The organism is Staphylococcus sp. Marseille-Q5304 (genome assembly GCF_943737015.1).
GTDB classification, from domain to species: Bacteria; Bacillota; Bacilli; order Staphylococcales; family Staphylococcaceae; genus Staphylococcus; species Staphylococcus hsinchuensis.
In genome coordinates, this window is record NZ_CALSFP010000001.1 from 1,819,329 (window position 1) to 1,837,254 (window position 17,926).

At 35.3% G+C, this 17,926-nt stretch carries 14 protein-coding genes; 1 reads left to right on the forward strand and 13 read right to left on the reverse strand.

The window, feature by feature from the left end; genetic code table 11:
- Positions 1-6: 6 nt before the first annotated feature.
- The 7 genes from NGI30_RS09040 to NGI30_RS09070 all read right to left on the reverse strand — a co-directional run bounded on the left by NGI30_RS09040 (position 7) and on the right by NGI30_RS09070 (position 7,420).
- Entirely contained in the window at positions 7-1,284 is a 1,278-nt protein-coding gene (locus tag NGI30_RS09040) for a nucleotide sugar dehydrogenase (protein ID WP_251943426.1), read from the reverse strand.
- A gap of 34 nt (positions 1,285-1,318) precedes the next feature.
- A complete protein-coding gene (locus NGI30_RS09045) occupies positions 1,319-3,088 on the reverse strand; it encodes a polysaccharide biosynthesis protein (protein ID WP_502960385.1) in 1,770 nt (589 codons plus the stop codon).
- Positions 3,089-3,142: 54 nt separating this feature from the next.
- A complete protein-coding gene (locus NGI30_RS09050) occupies positions 3,143-3,910 on the reverse strand; it encodes a tyrosine-protein phosphatase (protein ID WP_251943430.1) in 768 nt (255 codons plus the stop codon).
- On the reverse strand, positions 3,903-4,598 hold the full coding sequence (locus NGI30_RS09055) for a polysaccharide biosynthesis tyrosine autokinase (protein WP_251943433.1): 696 nt from the start codon (positions 4,596-4,598) through the stop codon (positions 3,903-3,905). Before NGI30_RS09055 ends, NGI30_RS09050 begins: the two co-directional genes overlap by 8 nt.
- 14 nt (positions 4,599-4,612) lie before the next feature.
- Positions 4,613-5,278: a YveK family protein gene (locus NGI30_RS09060; RefSeq protein WP_251943435.1), complete on the reverse strand. Its 666-nt coding sequence runs from the start codon at positions 5,276-5,278 to the stop codon at positions 4,613-4,615.
- A 233-nt stretch (positions 5,279-5,511) separates the two neighbouring features.
- Positions 5,512-6,015, reverse strand: coding sequence for a GNAT family N-acetyltransferase (locus tag NGI30_RS09065; RefSeq protein WP_251943436.1), 504 nt, complete (start codon positions 6,013-6,015; stop codon positions 5,512-5,514).
- A gap of 214 nt (positions 6,016-6,229) precedes the next feature.
- Positions 6,230-7,420, reverse strand: a complete 1,191-nt coding sequence (locus NGI30_RS09070) for a glycine C-acetyltransferase (protein ID WP_251943438.1) — start codon at positions 7,418-7,420, stop codon at positions 6,230-6,232.
- Positions 7,421-7,593: 173 nt separating this feature from the next.
- On the opposite strand from NGI30_RS09070, the gene NGI30_RS09075 reads away from it, so the two are divergent.
- Entirely contained in the window at positions 7,594-8,790 is a 1,197-nt protein-coding gene (locus NGI30_RS09075) for a M20 family metallopeptidase (RefSeq protein WP_251943440.1), read from the forward strand.
- Positions 8,791-8,897: 107 nt separating this feature from the next.
- Here NGI30_RS09075 and tuf read toward each other — a convergent pair whose 3' ends face one another.
- The 6 genes from tuf to rpoC form a co-directional block, all read right to left on the reverse strand.
- On the reverse strand, positions 8,898-10,085 hold the full coding sequence (gene tuf, locus NGI30_RS09080) for an elongation factor Tu (RefSeq protein WP_251518605.1): 1,188 nt from the start codon (positions 10,083-10,085) through the stop codon (positions 8,898-8,900).
- A gap of 224 nt (positions 10,086-10,309) precedes the next feature.
- Positions 10,310-12,400, reverse strand: a complete 2,091-nt coding sequence (fusA, locus tag NGI30_RS09085) for an elongation factor G (protein WP_251943442.1) — start codon at positions 12,398-12,400, stop codon at positions 10,310-10,312.
- Positions 12,401-12,519: 119 nt separating this feature from the next.
- Positions 12,520-12,990: a 30S ribosomal protein S7 gene (rpsG, locus tag NGI30_RS09090; protein ID WP_251518589.1), complete on the reverse strand. Its 471-nt coding sequence runs from the start codon at positions 12,988-12,990 to the stop codon at positions 12,520-12,522.
- A gap of 70 nt (positions 12,991-13,060) precedes the next feature.
- A complete protein-coding gene (gene rpsL / locus NGI30_RS09095) occupies positions 13,061-13,474 on the reverse strand; it encodes a 30S ribosomal protein S12 (protein ID WP_251943444.1) in 414 nt (137 codons plus the stop codon).
- 95 nt (positions 13,475-13,569) lie between these two features.
- A complete protein-coding gene (locus NGI30_RS09100) occupies positions 13,570-13,824 on the reverse strand; it encodes a ribosomal L7Ae/L30e/S12e/Gadd45 family protein (RefSeq protein WP_251518587.1) in 255 nt (84 codons plus the stop codon).
- 348 nt (positions 13,825-14,172) lie between these two features.
- The gene (gene rpoC, locus NGI30_RS09105; protein WP_251943977.1) at positions 14,173-17,769 is read right to left on the reverse strand and encodes a DNA-directed RNA polymerase subunit beta'; all 3,597 of its coding nucleotides are present in this window, start codon (positions 17,767-17,769) and stop codon (positions 14,173-14,175) included.
- Between the last annotated feature and the right edge of the window lie 157 nt (positions 17,770-17,926).

Sequence of the window (17,926 nt, forward strand, 5' to 3'; positions counted from 1 at the left end):
TTCTTTTTATAATGACCAGTATTTTCTTTTATCACTAGCATATTGTTTAAATCTATTTTTTAAATCTACAATTATAGCTGAATCTTGATTTAAGCTATTTATAAATGTCTCATCTTCAATATCTTTAAATGCTTTATGATTTACAGCATAGATCAGTACATCAATAGGTTTATCGGATTTAAACTCACTGGTAATTACACCATCAATTTCTCCTTTAAAACTTTTTGCGAACGGGTCTACTATATTTGGTTTAATTCCATAGTCATTTAGTTCTTTTATGACATCTAAGACTTTTGAATTTCTAAAATCTGGTGTATCCTCTTTAAAAGTTAATCCCGCTACAACAATGTTACAGTTAGAAGCTTTATTATTTTTCATCAATTCTTTCACTATATTTTGGGAAACAAATTGCGTCATTTGATTGTTAATCTTTCTTCCTGCTGAAATTATTTGTGAATAATAACCTAAGTTTTCTGCTTGATATATAAAGTAATATGGATCTACCCCAATACAGTGGCCCCCTACTAATCCGGGGTAAAACCCAAGGGCGTTCCATTTTGTATTCATAGCTTCGATAACTTCAAATGTATTGATACCCATCAGATTAAATACTTGTGATAATTCATTCATAAATGCAATATTGATATCTCTTTGGCTATTTTCAACTACTTTAGCACTTTCAGCGACTTTAATTGATGAAGCATTATGTACGCCAGCTTTTATTACTTTTCCATATATTTGTGATATTACATTTAATGCTTCATCATCAATACCTGAAACTATTTTTATAATATTCTCAACTGTGTTTTTCTTGTCGCCTGGATTAATTCTTTCTGGTGAATAACCAACTTTAAAATCATGAGGTGAATTTAAACCAGAAATTTCCTCGATTAATGGAACGCATATATCTTCTGTTACACCAGGATATACAGTTGATTCATAAATGATATAATCACCTTTATTAACATATTTTGCTACTAGTTTAGTTGCACCTTCCACAGGTTTTAAATCAGGTGTATTATCTTGGTTGATAGGTGTAGGCACTGTTACTATATAAAAATCTGCATCTTTTATCTCTTCCTCTGATGAAGTAAAGTTCAGTGTCGTTTCCTTTAATTTCTCACTACCAATTTCTCCTGTTGGGTCAATATTGTTTTTATATTTTTCAATTTTCTCTGCATCAATATCAAATCCAATAACCTCAAAATGCTTTGCAAATGCAACTGCTAGAGGCATTCCTACATAACCTAATCCAATTACTGCTACTTTTCTATTTAATCCCACAATTATTAGCTCCTTTAAAAACTGTAATATAAAATTATTTATTTACAAACTTAATTAATTGTTCTTTATCAAAATGTTCGCTTAATTCTTCTATAAATTCATATAATTCTGATTTATTTTCGAGACAAACTTTACCAATATATATTTTTTCGTATACTTGCTCTGGATGTATTTCATTTTCATTTAATAATTCTTCATATAGCTTTTCTCCAGGTCGTATCCCAGAAAATTCGATTCCAATATCTTCTTCTTTTTTTCCACTCAAACGAATAAGATTTCGAGCTAAATCTACAATTTTGACTGGTTCACCCATATCTAAAACAAATACTTCTCCACCTTGTGCTAAGGCACCTGCTTGTAATACAAGTCTTGAAGCTTCTGGTATAGTCATAAAATAACGCGTCATATCAGGATGGGTTACTGTAACTGGTCCACCCGCTTCTATTTGTTTCTTAAATAAAGGAATTACTGAACCTCTAGAACCTAATACATTACCAAAGCGTACAACGACAAAGTCAGTGCTACCTTCTGGTTCATTTAAACTTTGTATAATCATTTCAGCAACACGCTTTGATGCCCCCATCACATTAGGTGGGTTAACAGCTTTATCAGTTGATATCATTACAAACTTTCGTATTCCTACTTCTTTTGCCGTTTCAGCAATATTCCTTGTACCAATAATATTGTTTCTTACTGCTTCTCTAGGGTTGTATTCCATTAATGGTACGTGTTTATGTGCTGCAGCATGGTAGATTACATATGGTTTAAATTCATTTACCACTTCTTGTAAACGCGTTTTGTTTTGAATATCTGCGATAACTGGGATAACTTCAATCTCTTTACCGTATTTATTAGTTAGCTCATGGTGGATTAAATAAATGCTATTCTCTCCATGACCAAGTAAAATAATTTTATTAGGCTTAAATTTACATACTTGCCTACAGATTTCTGAGCCAATAGAGCCTCCAGCACCCGTTATCATGATTGTTTTATTTGTTAATTCTTTAGAAATCATTGCCATATCTAGTTCAACTGGGTCTCTTCCTAACAAGTCTTCAATTTTCACTTTTTTAAGTTGGTTTACTTCCAATTCTCCCGACATTACATCTTCTATGCTTGGCATTTTAAACATTTCTACGCCATCGATATTACAAATTTCGTTAATTTCTTTTAGCCTATCTGCGCTTAAAGTTGGAATAGCAATAATAATTTTTTTAATTTCATATTTCTTTACAAGCATCGGTATATCATTGATAACACCTTGTACTTTGACACCTTCAGCAATCGCAATACGTTGTTTATTGATATCATCATCTACTGCTAAGACTGGTTCCATTCTCATATTAGGGCTTCTTAACATTTGTCGTATTAGTAAAGATCCACCTTGCCCAGCTCCTACAATAAGCGTTGGCGTTTTTTTTACCGATTTCCCTACAATGTATTTTCGATAAATTCTCCAAAATATCCTTGAACCACCTATGAGTATGAGATGCATCATCCACGTAATGAAATACAATCTAAAAAATGGTGATATTCCTGTAAATATTGGTACGATAACAATCGTGGCAATAATAGAACTAGAAACTGCCCGAACTACTAGCAATAATTCACTTACACTCGCATATTCCCAAGCACGATGATATAAGTTAAATAACGCAGCAAATAAATGGTGAAATACCAAAAGACTGATTGCGGAAAACAATAATACTTTTATTGAATAATTTTCAAAATAGGGTTCTAGAATAAAATATCCTAAAAATACTGAGAAAGTCACTATTAATGAATCGATTAATATTAGTCCCATTAAGCGAACTTTCTTTGAAATCTGTGTCACAAAACATCCCTCATTTATTTATTTCTAAAATATCCCAAACCACTTTTTCTTTTTATAATCTTGAATTGGTCTATATTTAGTGATTTTTTCATTATTTATTAATTTTTTTGCATTTGTTAAATATTCATTTAAATCCCCATGATAATCTTCTAATTTCTTGTTATCGAAGAGTGAATTCATTATAAATGGTCTTTCGTTTGTGCTATGTGCATCTGAAGCAATAAAATGTACCAAGTTATTTTCTATCATTTTGATTGAATTTTGCGTTACTTTTTTACCAAATTGACCTGTCAATGATCCAGAAGTAAGTTGTGCTAAAGCGCCACTGTTGACCAAATCAAAAAGCACATCCAAGTCTTGACTAATAACTTTGTTTCTCTCTGGATGTGCGATGATTGGAATATATCCCATATTTTGTAATGTATAAAAAAGATTTTGTGTATAATGTGGAACTTCATTAGAAGGGAATTCAATTAATAGATATTGCGAATCATTTATTCCGGAAATAGAACCTGTATCAATTTCCTCAATAATACGATCCGTTATTCTTATCTCTTGGCCATGGTATATATTGATATTTATTTTTTCTTCATTGATTAACTCTTTTAAAGTATTGATATTATTTTTTACTGATTGAATATCATTATTAAAACGTGTCGTTAAGTGATGTGGTGTGGCAATAATATCTGTCACGCCTTCGTTCGATGCTTGCTTAAGTAAAGTAATAGCTTCTTCTTTCGATTGAGGCCCATCATCTACATTAATCAAAATATGATTATGTATATCAAACATTGCCCTCATCTCCATAGTAATTGTAATAATTTGAATTCTTTTCTACTTTTGACTTATTAAATACAACACCAATTACTTTTCCAAAAGATTTTTCTAGTAATTCTTTGGCTTTAATGACTTCTTTCTTATCATTTTTTTCACTATCAATGACTAAGATGCAATTTTCTACCAACTGTGCATACAATTGTGCATCAGTCACAGTAGTCACTGGCGGAGTGTCTATTACAATAAAATCGTACTCTGCTAATAAATGTTGAAACAATTCTTCAAATTTTTTTGAACCAATTAATTCAGATGGATTTGGTGGCACTGGACCTGCCGTTAAAACATCTAAATTGTCTACGTGCGTATTTTTTATTGCATCTTTTTTAATTACTTTACCAATAATTAAATTAGAAAGACCGCTTTGGTTTGATAAATTAAACAAATAATGTTGTGTGGGCTTTCTCATATCTCCATCGATTACTAAAGTTTTATAACCTGCTTGGGCGTAAGTAATTGCTAAATTAGCAGAAACTGTACTTTTACCAGATGATGGTTTCTCAGAAGATATCAAAACACTCCCAATCTCTTCATTTGCATTCGAAAACATAATGTTTGAACGAATACCTCTAAATTTCTCACTGACGATAGATTTGGGTTTATTATGCACTATTAATGGTGAAACATTTCGTTTAGATCTAGACATATTTACATTCCCTTCTACTCATATTTCTGTATTGAACCTAATACTGGTATATCTAGTAGTCGTTCAACATCTTCTTCATTTTTAATACGTTTATCAAACAGTGCTTTAAATCCTATGATTAATAGAGCTAATGCTAAACCAATAAATATACCTAACGCTAAATTGATAATTGTTTTAGGCTCTACTTGCTTACTCGTTCCGTCTGCATGAGATAATATAGAAACGTTATCTACACTCATAATTTTGGGAACTTCCTTACTAAACACATTTGCGTAAGCATTCGCTATTTTCTCAGATTCTTTTTTATCTTTACTTGTAATATTGATATTTAATAACTGAGTTTCTGCTTGATTATTTACCGATAACATACTTTCAAGTTCTTTAGATGTGTATTTGTTGTCTAACTTTTCTGATACTTTATTAATAATTCTAGGGCTTTTTACTATTTCCGAGTATGTATTCACTAGTTGTATGTTGCTTTGAACTTCTTGTGCTATCATCTTGGGGTCTTTTTCTTTTTCATTTACGAGTACTTGGGTAGTTGCCTGATATTTATTGTCTATAAAGAAAAATGAAATTATTGCACTGATGAGTAAGAATATTAAAGGTAGTATAATTAATAATTTCAAATTATTCTTTAGCATCTTTAAGATCTTAGTTAAATCCACTGTACTTTCCATGTATACCTCCTGAAAAAAGTTAAATTTAATATTATTAAACCAAATACATCAGTTTTGTACAAGACTCTTTTTCGCTTTTGAAAATATTTTTTCTTGAATTTACACATACTTAATAATTATATAACCTTGTTGTAATTTACATTTTAGGGCGCAATAATTTTGTAAAACAACAAAAACCCTCTAACCTTCGCAATATCACGAAGGTTAGAGGGTTCTACTCATTTTATAATATTTTATCCATTTTCTATGATAAATCTACGAAATACTGTGCCATCTTCTCTATGATATGACTCAATTTCTTCTCCACCATTGTTCATTATGACAGCGGCTGAAGCGTCATTGCCTTGTTTACACGTTACTAAAACTTCTGTAATTCCAATTCTTGAGGCATAATCTAACGATTTTTTAAGAATTTTTGTACCATAGCCTTTGCCACGATATTTTTTTCGAACGCCATATCCGATATGTCCCACAGCTTTTTTCAAACGGTCATTGAGTTCATGACGTATATTGGCAGCTCCTATGATTTCGTCATCATCAATTAAAAATAGTGTTGTATTATCTACAAAATCATCACTTGATTTACTATCTGCTAAGAAATGAACTAATTGTGAAAAATTATCATATCTCGTAATGTTTGTTATACTTGGCACAATCTTTTCATCATGGTCAATCCATTCGCTGATATAGTTACAATATAGTGGTTCATCTGCCATGGTTAATTCTCTAAATTCCATTTTTGACGCTCCCTTCCGTTACAACATTCAATTTCTGTTTTTACGTTTCATATGAACACTATGATATAAAATTAGCTAACGCTCTCATAATAAGACCTATAAAAATGAAATGCAACCACATTTATTTATTAAAATATTGCATTTTCGACAAAAATATAACGTTCGAAAATTGCGATACTTTATCTTCGAACGTTATGTTATGTTATGTTTTTAATTACTTAATCGTACCGAGTTCTTTTCCAACCTTTTCATATGCCTTCAGAGCTTGATCTAACATTTCTTTAGTATGTGCGGCTGTTGGCATATTTCTCACACGGCCTGTTCCTTTTGGTACTGTAGGGAAGACAATTGATTTAACATAGACGCCTTCTTCCTTTAAACGTTGGCTGAACATTTGTGTTTCCTTTTCATCTCCAATAATGACAGGTGTGATTGGTGATTCTGACTCGCCAATATTAAATCCTAAATCTTTTAATCCAGCCTTTAAGTAATTCCCGTTATCCCATAATTTGTCATGTAATTCAGTTGAATTCATAAGCTTTTTAACGGCTTCAGTAATTGCTTTTGTATCTCCTGGTGCTAATGATGTAGAGAAAAGGAATGGTCTTGATTGTGCCTTCAACCAATCGATGAGTGATTGCGTACCTGCTACATACCCACCAACTACTCCAATTGCTTTAGATAATGTTCCAATTTGAAAATCTATCTTATCTTGTAAACCGAAATGTTTCACCGTACCAGCGCCTTTCCCCATTACGCCAGAACCATGAGCATCATCTACGTACGTAATCAAACCGTATGTTTCAGCAATTTCTACAATTTCAGGTAACTTTGCTACATCACCATCCATACTAAATACGCCATCAGTAATATACATAACTTTGTTAAATTGTCCTGATTCTACAGCCTCTTTCGCTTTTGCTCTTAAATCATCCATATCAGAATGGTTTACGCGAATGATCTTAGCTTTAGATAAGCGACAACCATCAATAATAGAAGCGTGATTCAGTTCATCAGATAAGATTGCATCATGCTTATTCATTACTGCAGAAATTGCAGCCATATTACAGTTAAACCCAGATTGATAGGCAATAGCAGCTTCTGTACCTTTAAATTCAGCAAGTGTTTCTTCTAATTCGTCATGTAAATCAAGTGTTCCATTAATCGATCTTACTGCACCAGCACCTACGCCGTGAGAATCGATTGCTTCTTTAGCAGCTTGCTTTAAATCTTCGTCTGTCGCAAGACCTAAATAGTTGTTAGAAGATAAGTTGATGTATTGCTTACCATTAATCTTTATTTCCGGTCCGTTGGCACCTTCGATTGAATCAATTTCGTTATATAGACCGTTATCTTTTAAATATTGAATGTTGTCATCTAAAAATGAGTGTAGAGATTGAACCATGACACATCCCCCTTTGAATAGTATTAATCACTTTAATCATACCTTATTTTATAATGTTAAGGAAGAATTATTACTTTAGTTGAAAATGCGCGTACTTTGATCTCAATTTCACCTACATAGCCTATAAGTTAAATGATATACTTATTAAAAATAAACAGGAAGGATGGATGATCATGATTGATTGGTTCCAACTTGCGAGTGAAAAAGAGAATAAAATGATACAAATCCGTCGTTACTTACACCAATATCCTGAACTTTCATTTAAAGAACACCACACACATGAATTTATCTTAAGTCACTTGAGTCAATTATCATGTGATATACAAGCTCCTGTAGGTAGAAATGGAATCATTGCTACATTTAAAGGTAGAGGTGACGGACCAACGATTGCCTTGCGTGCTGACTTTGACGCATTACCTATTGAAGAGTTAGCCGATGTGCCTTACAAATCAAAAAATAAAGGAGTCATGCATGCGTGTGGTCATGATGGTCATACTGCAACTTTACTAGGTGTAGCTGATTTAATAGAAGAACATTTAAATTGCTTAAATGGTGATGTGGTGCTTATCTTCCAATATGGAGAAGAACTTATGCCTGGTGGCTCTCAAAAAATGATTGATGCTGGTTGCCTACAAAATGTTGACCGAATTTATGGAAACCACCTATGGAGTGGTTATCCTACTGGTACGATTTATTCTCGACCTGGACCAATGATGGCTTCACCTGATGAATTCCAAATAACAATCAACGGTAGAGGTGGCCATGGGGCCAAACCACATGAGACCATAGACCCAATCGTTATATTATCTGAGTTCATTTTAAGTACGCAAAAGCTTGTTTCAAGAACAATAGATCCAGTTAAACAAGCCGTTATTAGTTTCGGTATGATACAAGCAGGTGCAGCTGATAATGTCATACCAGACTCAGCAGTTTGTAAAGGCACAGTCCGAATATTTGATACTGAGGTTCAAGACCACATTATAGAAAAATTAGAGAAATTATTAAAAGGCTTATCTATAGCCAATGATATAACCTATGATTTTGAATATATAAAAGGATATTTACCAGTTAACAATAATGCAAATTGTTATGAAATAGTTAAACAAGCAGCAAATGAAATCAATCTAAGATTTAACGAAGCTGATTTAATGATGGTAGGAGAAGATTTTTCACATTATCAAAAAGTAAGACCAGGCGCGTTCTTTTTAACAGGATGTGGCAATAAGCAGAAAGAGACAGATTACCCTCACCACAGTCCTAAATTTAATATTGATGAGCAAGCGATGAAATACGCCACAAGTGAATTTATGAAAATATTAGAATTAGAAGATGTTATTCATGTGAAAAAAATAAATGATATGGCAATCTAAAAGTTAAAGAAAATAAATGATATGGCAATCTAAAAGTTAAAGAAAATAATAGCAAAAAAAGAGCCTCCCTTTTGGGAGGCTCTTAATATTTCTAGCAAATATAGAGATTATTCGTGGATTTCAGTTACAACGCCTGATCCAACAGTACGTCCACCTTCACGGATTGAGAAACGAGTACCATCTTCGATAGCGATTGGTGAAATTAACTCAACGTTCATTTCAACGTTATCGCCAGGCATAACCATTTCTGTACCTTCTTGTAAGTTAACAACGCCTGTTACGTCTGTAGTACGGAAATAGAATTGTGGGCGGTAGTTAGTGAAGAATGGAGTGTGACGTCCACCTTCGTCTTTAGATAAAACGTAAACTTCCGCTTTGAATTTAGTGTGTGGAGTGATAGTTCCAGGAGCAGCTAAAACTTGACCACGTTGTACATCTTCACGTGCAACACCACGTAATAATGCACCGATGTTGTCACCAGCTTCAGCATAGTCTAATAATTTACGGAACATTTCTACACCAGTAACTGTAGTTTTGCTTGATTCTTCTTGCATACCGATGATTTCGATTTCTTCACCGACTTTGATTTGACCACGTTCAACACGGCCTGTAGCAACAGTACCACGACCAGTGATTGAGAATACGTCCTCAACTGGCATCATGAATGGCTTGTCTGAGTCACGGTCTGGTGTTGGAATGTAATCGTCAACATTTTGCATTAATTCTAAGATTTTTTCTTCGTATTCAGCTTCGCCTTCTAATGCTTTAAGAGCTGAACCTGAGATTACAGGTACATCGTCACCTGGGAAGTCGTATTCGCTTAATAAGTCACGAACTTCCATTTCAACTAATTCTAATAATTCTTCGTCGTCTACCATGTCAACTTTGTTTAAGAATACAACTAATGCTGGTACACCAACGTTACGTGATAATAAGATGTGCTCACGAGTTTGTGGCATTGGGCCGTCAGCAGCTGATACTACTAAGATAGCTCCGTCCATTTGCGCAGCACCAGTGATCATGTTTTTAACATAGTCAGCGTGTCCTGGGCAGTCAACATGAGCATAGTGACGTTTGTCAGTAGTATACTCGATGTGTGCAGTATTGATTGTAATACCACGTTCTTTTTCTTCTGGAGCGTTGTCGATCATGTCATATGATTGAGCAACTGTGTCTCCGTTTTTCGCTAAAACAGTTGCAATAGCAGCTGTTAAAGTTGTTTTACCATGGTCGACGTGACCGATAGTACCAATATTGGCATGTTCTTTTGAACGATCAAATTTTTCTTTAGCCATTTAAAATCTCTCCTATTCTGTTAGAAAATTATTTTAAAATTATCTCTCATGACAGTTTCTCACCATCATGAGAAAATAATTATTTTTTATTGAATAAAGCAACATATAGTTCCTTTATAATGCATTTTTCCCAAAAAATCAATTGATAAAACTACAAGCAGTATAACACTATACGATTGAAATTAAATAGTGAGCATTGAAAATTCAATACGCTATCTATTTAATTATTCGCTTTGGTTACCACTGTTTTTCTTGATGATTTCATCAGCTACAGATTTTGGAACTTCTGCATAGTGATCGAAGTACATAGTGTATGTACCGCGACCTTGTGTATTAGAACGTAATGAAGTTGCGTAACCGAACATTTCTGAAAGTGGTACAAAGGCATTAACAACTTGTGCATTACCACGAGGTTCCATACCATCAACACGTCCACGACGAGCTGTTACGTCACCCATGATATCACCCATGTACTCTTCAGGCATTTCGATTGTTACTTTCATCATTGGTTCTAAGATAATTGGATCACATTTTTTAGCAGCTTCTTTAAGTGCTAATGATGCAGCAATTTTGAAGGCCATTTCAGATGAATCGACATCGTGGTATGAACCATCATATAATTTAGCTTTAACATCGATTAATGGATAACCAGCTAATACACCGTTTTCCATTGCATCTTGTAAACCAGATTCAACAGATGGAATGTATTCACGTGGAACTACACCACCAACGATAGCGTTTTCGAATTCGAAACCTGCGCCTGTTTCGTTAGGAGCGAAGGCGATTTTAACGTCACCATATTGTCCACGACCACCTGATTGACGAGCGAATTTACCTTGAACTTCAGCTGGTTGCTTGAATGTTTCACGATATGAAACCATTGGCGCACCAACGTTACATTCAACGTTGAATTCTTTCTTCATACGGTCAACTAAGATGTCTAAGTGAAGTTCACCCATACCACCGATGATAACTTGTCCAGTTTCTTCATCTGTGTGAGCGTGGAATGTTGGGTCTTCTTCTTGTAATTTAACTAAAGCAGCTGTCATTTTGTCTTGGTCTGCTTTAGATTTAGGTTCAACTGATAAGTGGATAACTGGATCAGGGAATTCCATTGATTCCAAGATGATATCGTTCTTCTCACCACATAAAGTATCACCTGTACCAGTATCTTTAAGACCTACCGCAGCAGCGATATCGCCTGAGTATACTGTATTAAGTTCTTCACGTGAGTTTGCGTGCATTTGTAATAAACGACCTACACGTTCACGTTTATCTTTCGTAGAGTTCTTAACGTAAGAACCTGAAGATAACGTACCTGAATAAACACGGAAGAATGTTAATTTACCAACATAAGGGTCAGTCATAACTTTGAATGCTAATGCAGCAAATTCTGCATTATCGTCTGCTTTCGCAATAACTTCCTCTTCAGGATTGTCTGAACGATGACCAACGATTGGTTTAACATCTAATGGTGATGGTAGGTAATCAATTACCGCGTTAAGCATTAATTGAACACCTTTGTTTTTGAATGCTGTACCAACAAGTACTGGGTAGAATTCTACGTCAGTAGTTGCTTTACGGATAGCAGCTTTTAACTCTTCGTTAGAGATTTCTTCGTCACCAAGATATTTTTCCATTAATTCATCGTTAGTTTCAGCAACTGCTTCGATTAATGTTGAACGTGCATCTTCCGCACGCTCTTTATGATCGTCAGGAATTTCGATTTCTTCAATGTCAGTTCCTAAGTCATTTGTATAACGGAAACATTTCATTTCAACTAAGTCGATGATTGCATCGAAATCATCTTCAGAACCAATTGGTAATTGGATAGGTTGTGCATTTGCTTGTAAACGGTCATGAATAGTGCTAACTGAATATTCGAAGTTTGCACCTAATTTGTCCATTTTGTTTACAAATACGATACGAGGTACACCGTATGTTGTAGCTTGACGCCAAACTGTTTCAGTTTGTGGTTCAACGCCTGATTGCGCATCAAGTACAGTTACTGCACCATCAAGTACACGTAATGAACGTTCAACCTCAACTGTGAAGTCTACGTGTCCTGGTGTATCGATGATGTTTACACGGTGGTCATCCCATTGTGCTGTTGTAGCAGCAGATGTAATTGTGATACCACGATCTTGCTCCTGTTCCATCCAGTCCATTTGTGAAGCACCTTCGTGCGTTTCACCAATTTTGTGGATACGTCCAGTATAGTAAAGAATACGTTCAGTCGTAGTTGTTTTACCAGCATCGATATGAGCCATGATACCAATATTACGAGTTCTTTCTAAAGTAAAATCTCTAGCCATGTATTTTTCTCCTTCCAGTATTACTGCGAATAAATACTATAAATATGGCGATGCCCTAAGCATGCACCTGTGATAGTAAACTATCATTACGAAACATACTCAGGGAGAAAGCTTCTATCCTACCAACGATAGTGAGCGAATGCTTTGTTAGCTTCAGCCATTTTGTGAGTGTCCTCACGTTTCTTAACTGCTCCACCAGTGTTGTTAGCTGCATCTAAGATTTCGTTTGCTAAGCGCTCTTCCATAGTTTTTTCACCACGAAGACGTGCATAGTTTACTAACCAACGTAAACCTAAAGTAGTACGACGTTCTGGACGAACCTCTACTGGTACTTGATAGTTAGAACCACCAACACGACGAGCCTTAACTTCTAATACTGGCATGATATTGTCGATAGCTTCTTCGAATACTTCGATTGCTTCACGACCGCTGCGTTCTTGCACGATATCGAAAGCAGAATAAAGAATTCTTTGAGCTGTTCCGCGTTTACCATCTAACATAATTTTGTTAATCAATTTTGTTACTAATTTAGAGTTGTGAATTGGATCTGGTAACACATCTCTTTTTGGTACTGATCCTTTACGAGGCATGATTTAAATCCTCCCTTCCTATTATAATATATTTTTAATTTCTATAGCGAATATTTACGTAATCTTTAAATTAATTTTTAGGTTTTTTAGTTCCGTATAATGAACGACCTTGTCTACGTCCATCTACACCTGAAGTATCAAGTGCACCACGAACAATGTGATAACGCACACCAGGTAAGTCTTTTACTCGTCCACCACGTACAAGTACAACACTGTGTTCTTGTAAGTTGTGTCCGATACCAGGAATGTAAGCATTGATCTCGATGTTGTTTGATAAACGTACACGAGCATATTTACGTAACGCAGAGTTTGGTTTTTTAGGTGTCATTGTACCAACACGCGTACAAACGCCACGTTTTTGTGGAGAATTTAAATCAGTAAATTGTTTCTTTTTACTGTTGAAATTTTTGTTTAATGCTGGTGAATCAGATTTCTTTGATTTGCTTTTTCTTGGTTTACGTACTAATTGATTAATAGTTGGCATGATTTGTGTCCTCCTCTCTTGAATTTATAATCCCACACATCCAGGTGGTTCATTTAAAGGTTAAATAAAATTTAGTAAGATTACTCTTACTAATCTCATTTTAATAATGCAACAATCATTGCATTAACATTAATGCCTGCATATTCTCCTAAAGCCTGTTGACTCTCGAAGTATGTGATAGGCATATTTTGAAGATTGATTTGGCTTAACACGCGAGTCAATAAATAGACTTCAACGTCTTTAGCAATAATCAATGATGCAACTTGGTCTCGTTTCAAAGCTTTAAGCGTTTGTTTAAGACCAACTACAAAATGTTGTTTGTTAAAGCGTGCAACTTTTTCATTAGACAATTACATATCCTCCAAAGTTCTGCTTGCATCAACCTAAATAATAATAACATTTTCTATAGTGTCTGGTCAACTTGTAATTGCACTATTTCTGAAAATTATCTAAAAATCTGATGACTTTATCTAAGTTTTATAACAGTGTCACTTTGGGATACTTTTATAAAAATAGAGTCTGAGACAAAATTGGTGTCTCAGACTCTTTATCAACTTGGCAGTAGATGTCTGAATTGAAAATGCGCTTAGAATAAGCTTTTTTCAATCCTAGTCATCCTTGCCGGGGTGGGACTACGAAATCTCTATTAGAAAATTCGATTTCTGTCCCGTTCCCTTTGATTGTCTAACTAAACCGAATTAAGATTCAGTAGTTTCTGTTTCTTCAACAACTTCTTGTTGTGATAAAGCTTTTTCATAGTTAACATCGCTATATCTTCTCATACCTGTACCGGCTGGAATTAATTTACCGATGATAACATTTTCTTTAAGTCCAAGTAAGTTATCGCGTTTACCTTTAATTGCTGCATCTGTAAGTACTCGAGTTGTTTCTTGGAAGGAAGCAGCAGATAAGAAGCTTTCAGTTTCAAGTGATGCTTTCGTAATACCAAGTAATACTGGTTTCGCAGTCGCTGGACGCTTACGACCTTTGAATGCTTCACGGTTGGCATCAGTAAAGTTATGAATGTCTACAAGTGAACCTGGTAGTAATTTAGTGTCACCAGCTTCGATGATTCTAACTTTACGTAACATTTGTCTAACCATAACTTCAACGTGTTTATCGTCGATTTCAACACCTTGCATACGGTAAACTTTTTGAACTTCTTTTAATAGGTAACTTTCTGTAGCATTTAGACCTGCAACAGATAAATAGTTCTTAGGTTCAATTGAACCTTCTGTTAGAACTTCACCACGGTCAACGCTTTGACCAGTTTCAACTTTCAAGCGTGCTGTACCTGAAGCAAGATATGATCTTGTTTCATTTGCACCTTTAATGACGATTTCTTGTTGACGGTCTTTACCTAGTTTGATGTCGTCTACAACACCTTCAATTTCAGTAATTACTGCTTGACCTTTAGGGTTACGCGCTTCGAAAATCTCTTGGATACGTGGAAGACCTTGTGTGATATCGCTTCCGGCAACCCCACCAGTATGGAATGTACGCATTGTAAGCTGAGTACCTGGTTCACCGATTGATTGAGCGGCGATAGTACCAACAGCTTCACCAACTTCAACTTTTTCACCTGTTGCTAAGTTCTTACCATAGCAACGTTCACATACACCATGACGTGTATTACAAGTGAATGCTGAGCGGATGTACATTTGTTCAAATCCTGCATCAGTAATTTGTTTTGCAATTTCTGGTGTGATTAACTCATCTGGTCTTACTATGATTTCATCAGTTTCTGGGTGACGCATTGTTTCTTTTGCGTAACGCCCCTCGATACGTTCGTTGAATGGTTCGATCATTTCTGTACCTTCTTTGATATCAGATACAAGTAAACCACGGTCAGTACCGCAATCTTCTTCACGAACGATAACGTCTTGAGCAACGTCAACAAGACGACGTGTAAGGTAACCTGAATCGGCTGTCTTAAGTGCTGTATCGGCAAGACCTTTACGCGCACCGTGAGTTGAGATGAAGTATTCTAATACTGTTAAACCTTCACGGAATGATGAAGTGATTGGTAATTCAATGATCTTACCTGATGGTGCTGCCATCAGACCACGCATACCTGCTAATTGAGTGAAGTTTGAAGCGTTACCTCTGGCACCAGAGTCACTCATCATGAAGATTGGGTTTGTCTTACCAAGTGAGCCCATAAGTTCACCTTGGATTTGTTCTTTAGCGTTTGTCCAAATTTCAACAACTGCGTTATAACGCTCGAATTCAGTGATTAAACCACGGTTGAATTGTTTTTGAACACGTTCTACTAATTTTTCTGATTCATCAAGGATATCTTGTTTATCAGGTAAAACAACGATATCTGATACACCAACTGTAATACCAGCTTTAGATGAGAACTTGAATCCTAAGTCTTTCATTCTATCTAACATCATAGAAGTATCTGTAATGCTAAATCTATTGAAGACTTCTGCGATAATGTTACCTAAGAATTTTTTGTTGAATGGTTCAATTAATTCTTTATCTTCAAAGTAACCTTTAAGTCCTTCTTCACCTAATTCAGTAGCAGAAACAAAGTATTTATCTGGTGTTTTATCTTCTAAGTTCGCTTGTGAAGGTTCATTGATATAAGCAAATGAATCAGGAATGATTTCATTGAATATCACTTTACCTACTGATGTCGTTAAGATTTTTTTGTTTTGCTCTTCAGTAAATGTCGGATTGTTGAATGAGCTTGCATGTACACCGATACGTGTGTGTAAGTGCACGTAACCTTTGGCGTATGCTTTTAATACTTCGTTTGTATCGTTGTAAATCGTACCTGTGTTAACAGCATCTGTACGTTCTAAAGTTAAGTAATAGTTACCTAATACCATATCTTGTGATGGTGTAACAACTGGTTTACCATCTTTAGGGTTCAAGATATTTTGTGCAGCAAGCATTAACATACGTGCTTCTGCTTGTGCCTCTTTAGAAAGTGGTACGTGGACGGCCATTTGGTCACCATCAAAGTCGGCGTTGTATGCTGTTGTAACAAGTGGATGTAGACGAATCGCACGACCTTCAACTAACGTAGGTTCAAATGCTTGAATACCTAATCTGTGAAGTGTTGGCGCACGGTTTAATAGTACTGGGTGTTCTTGAATTACATCTTCAAGCACATCCCATACTTCGTCGTCCATACGTTCGATTTTACCTTTAGCATTTTTGATATTTGTAGCAATTTCACGTTGAACTAATTCTTTCATAATAAATGGTTTGAATAGTTCTAACGCCATCTCTTTTGGTAAACCACATTGATACATCTTCAAGTTAGGTCCTACTGCGATAACAGAACGGCCTGAATAGTCAACACGTTTACCAAGTAAGTTTTGACGGAAACGACCTTGCTTACCTTTTAACATATGAGATAACGATTTTAATGGACGGTTACCTGGTCCAGTAACTGGACGGCCACGACGACCATTATCGATAAGCGCATCAACTGCTTCTTGTAACATACGTTTTTCATTTTGAACGATGATGCCAGGAGCACCTAAGTCTAATAAACGTTTTAAACGATTGTTACGGTTAATGACACGACGATATAAATCATTTAAATCACTTGTAGCAAAACGTCCACCATCTAATTGAACCATTGGTCTGATTTCTGGTGGAATAATAGGTAGTACATCTAAAATCATCCACGCTGGATTATTACCAGAATGTCTGAATGATTCTACGACTTCTAAACGTTTAATTGCACGTGTAAGTCTTTGGCCAGTAGCTGACTCTAACTCATCACGTAATGATTTAAGTTCAGTATCTAAATCGATCTCTGCTAGTAAATCTTTAATTCCTTCAGCTCCCATTTTAGCAGTGAACTGACCTGGGAATTTATCATAATATTCTCTGTATTCTGCTTCAGAAAGTAAAGTTTTCTTTTCTAAGCCTGTTGGACCTGGATTTACCACCACGTAAGAAGCGAAATAAATAACCTCTTCTAACGCTCTTGGTGACATATCTAATAATAGACCCATACGACTTGGGATGCCTTTGAAATACCAGATATGTGATATTGGGGCAGCTAATTCAATATGTCCCATTCTTTCACGACGTACTTTTGACTTCGTTACTTCAACACCACATCTGTCACAAACCATGCCTTTATAGCGCACGCGTTTATACTTACCACAACTACATTCCCAGTCTTTTGTAGGTCCGAAAATTCTTTCACAGAATAGACCATCTTTTTCTGGTTTTAAAGTACGATAGTTAATTGTTTCTGGCTTTTTAACTTCACCGAATGACCAAGAACGGATTTTTTCAGGTGAAGCGAGTCCTATTTTCATATAATGGAAATTATTTACATCAATCAAGGAGCCTACCTCCTTCAATTTAGATTAGCTGTGCAAATTGATTGATTACTTTATATCAATAAATGGAACAACCGATATTGAGGTCGGCTAGCATATTTGCTACGCCTGCCCTCAATTCGAATTATTCCTT

Excerpts from the sequence above, each read along its gene's own strand:
- NGI30_RS09045 (WP_502960385.1), bottom strand. The coding sequence starts at position 3,088 with ATGGGACTAATATTAATCGATTCATTAATAGTGACTTTCTCAGTATTT.
- fusA (WP_251943442.1), bottom strand. The coding sequence starts at position 12,400 with ATGGCTAGAGATTTTACTTTAGAAAGAACTCGTAATATTGGTATCATG.
- rpsG (WP_251518589.1), bottom strand. The coding sequence starts at position 12,990 with ATGCCTCGTAAAGGATCAGTACCAAAAAGAGATGTGTTACCAGATCCA.
- NGI30_RS09070 (WP_251943438.1), bottom strand. The coding sequence starts at position 7,420 with ATGGTTCAATCTCTACACTCATTTTTAGATGACAACATTCAATATTTA.
- tuf (WP_251518605.1), bottom strand. The coding sequence starts at position 10,085 with ATGGCTAAAGAAAAATTTGATCGTTCAAAAGAACATGCCAATATTGGT.
- NGI30_RS09050 (WP_251943430.1), bottom strand. The coding sequence starts at position 3,910 with ATGTTTGATATACATAATCATATTTTGATTAATGTAGATGATGGGCCT.
- NGI30_RS09060 (WP_251943435.1), bottom strand. The coding sequence starts at position 5,278 with ATGGAAAGTACAGTGGATTTAACTAAGATCTTAAAGATGCTAAAGAAT.
- NGI30_RS09055 (WP_251943433.1), bottom strand. The coding sequence starts at position 4,598 with ATGTCTAGATCTAAACGAAATGTTTCACCATTAATAGTGCATAATAAA.
- rpsL (WP_251943444.1), bottom strand. The coding sequence starts at position 13,474 with ATGCCAACTATTAATCAATTAGTACGTAAACCAAGAAAAAGCAAATCA.
- rpoC (WP_251943977.1), bottom strand. The coding sequence starts at position 17,769 with ATGAAAATAGGACTCGCTTCACCTGAAAAAATCCGTTCTTGGTCATTC.
- NGI30_RS09065 (WP_251943436.1), bottom strand. The coding sequence starts at position 6,015 with ATGGAATTTAGAGAATTAACCATGGCAGATGAACCACTATATTGTAAC.
- NGI30_RS09075 (WP_251943440.1), top strand. The coding sequence starts at position 7,594 with ATGATTGATTGGTTCCAACTTGCGAGTGAAAAAGAGAATAAAATGATA.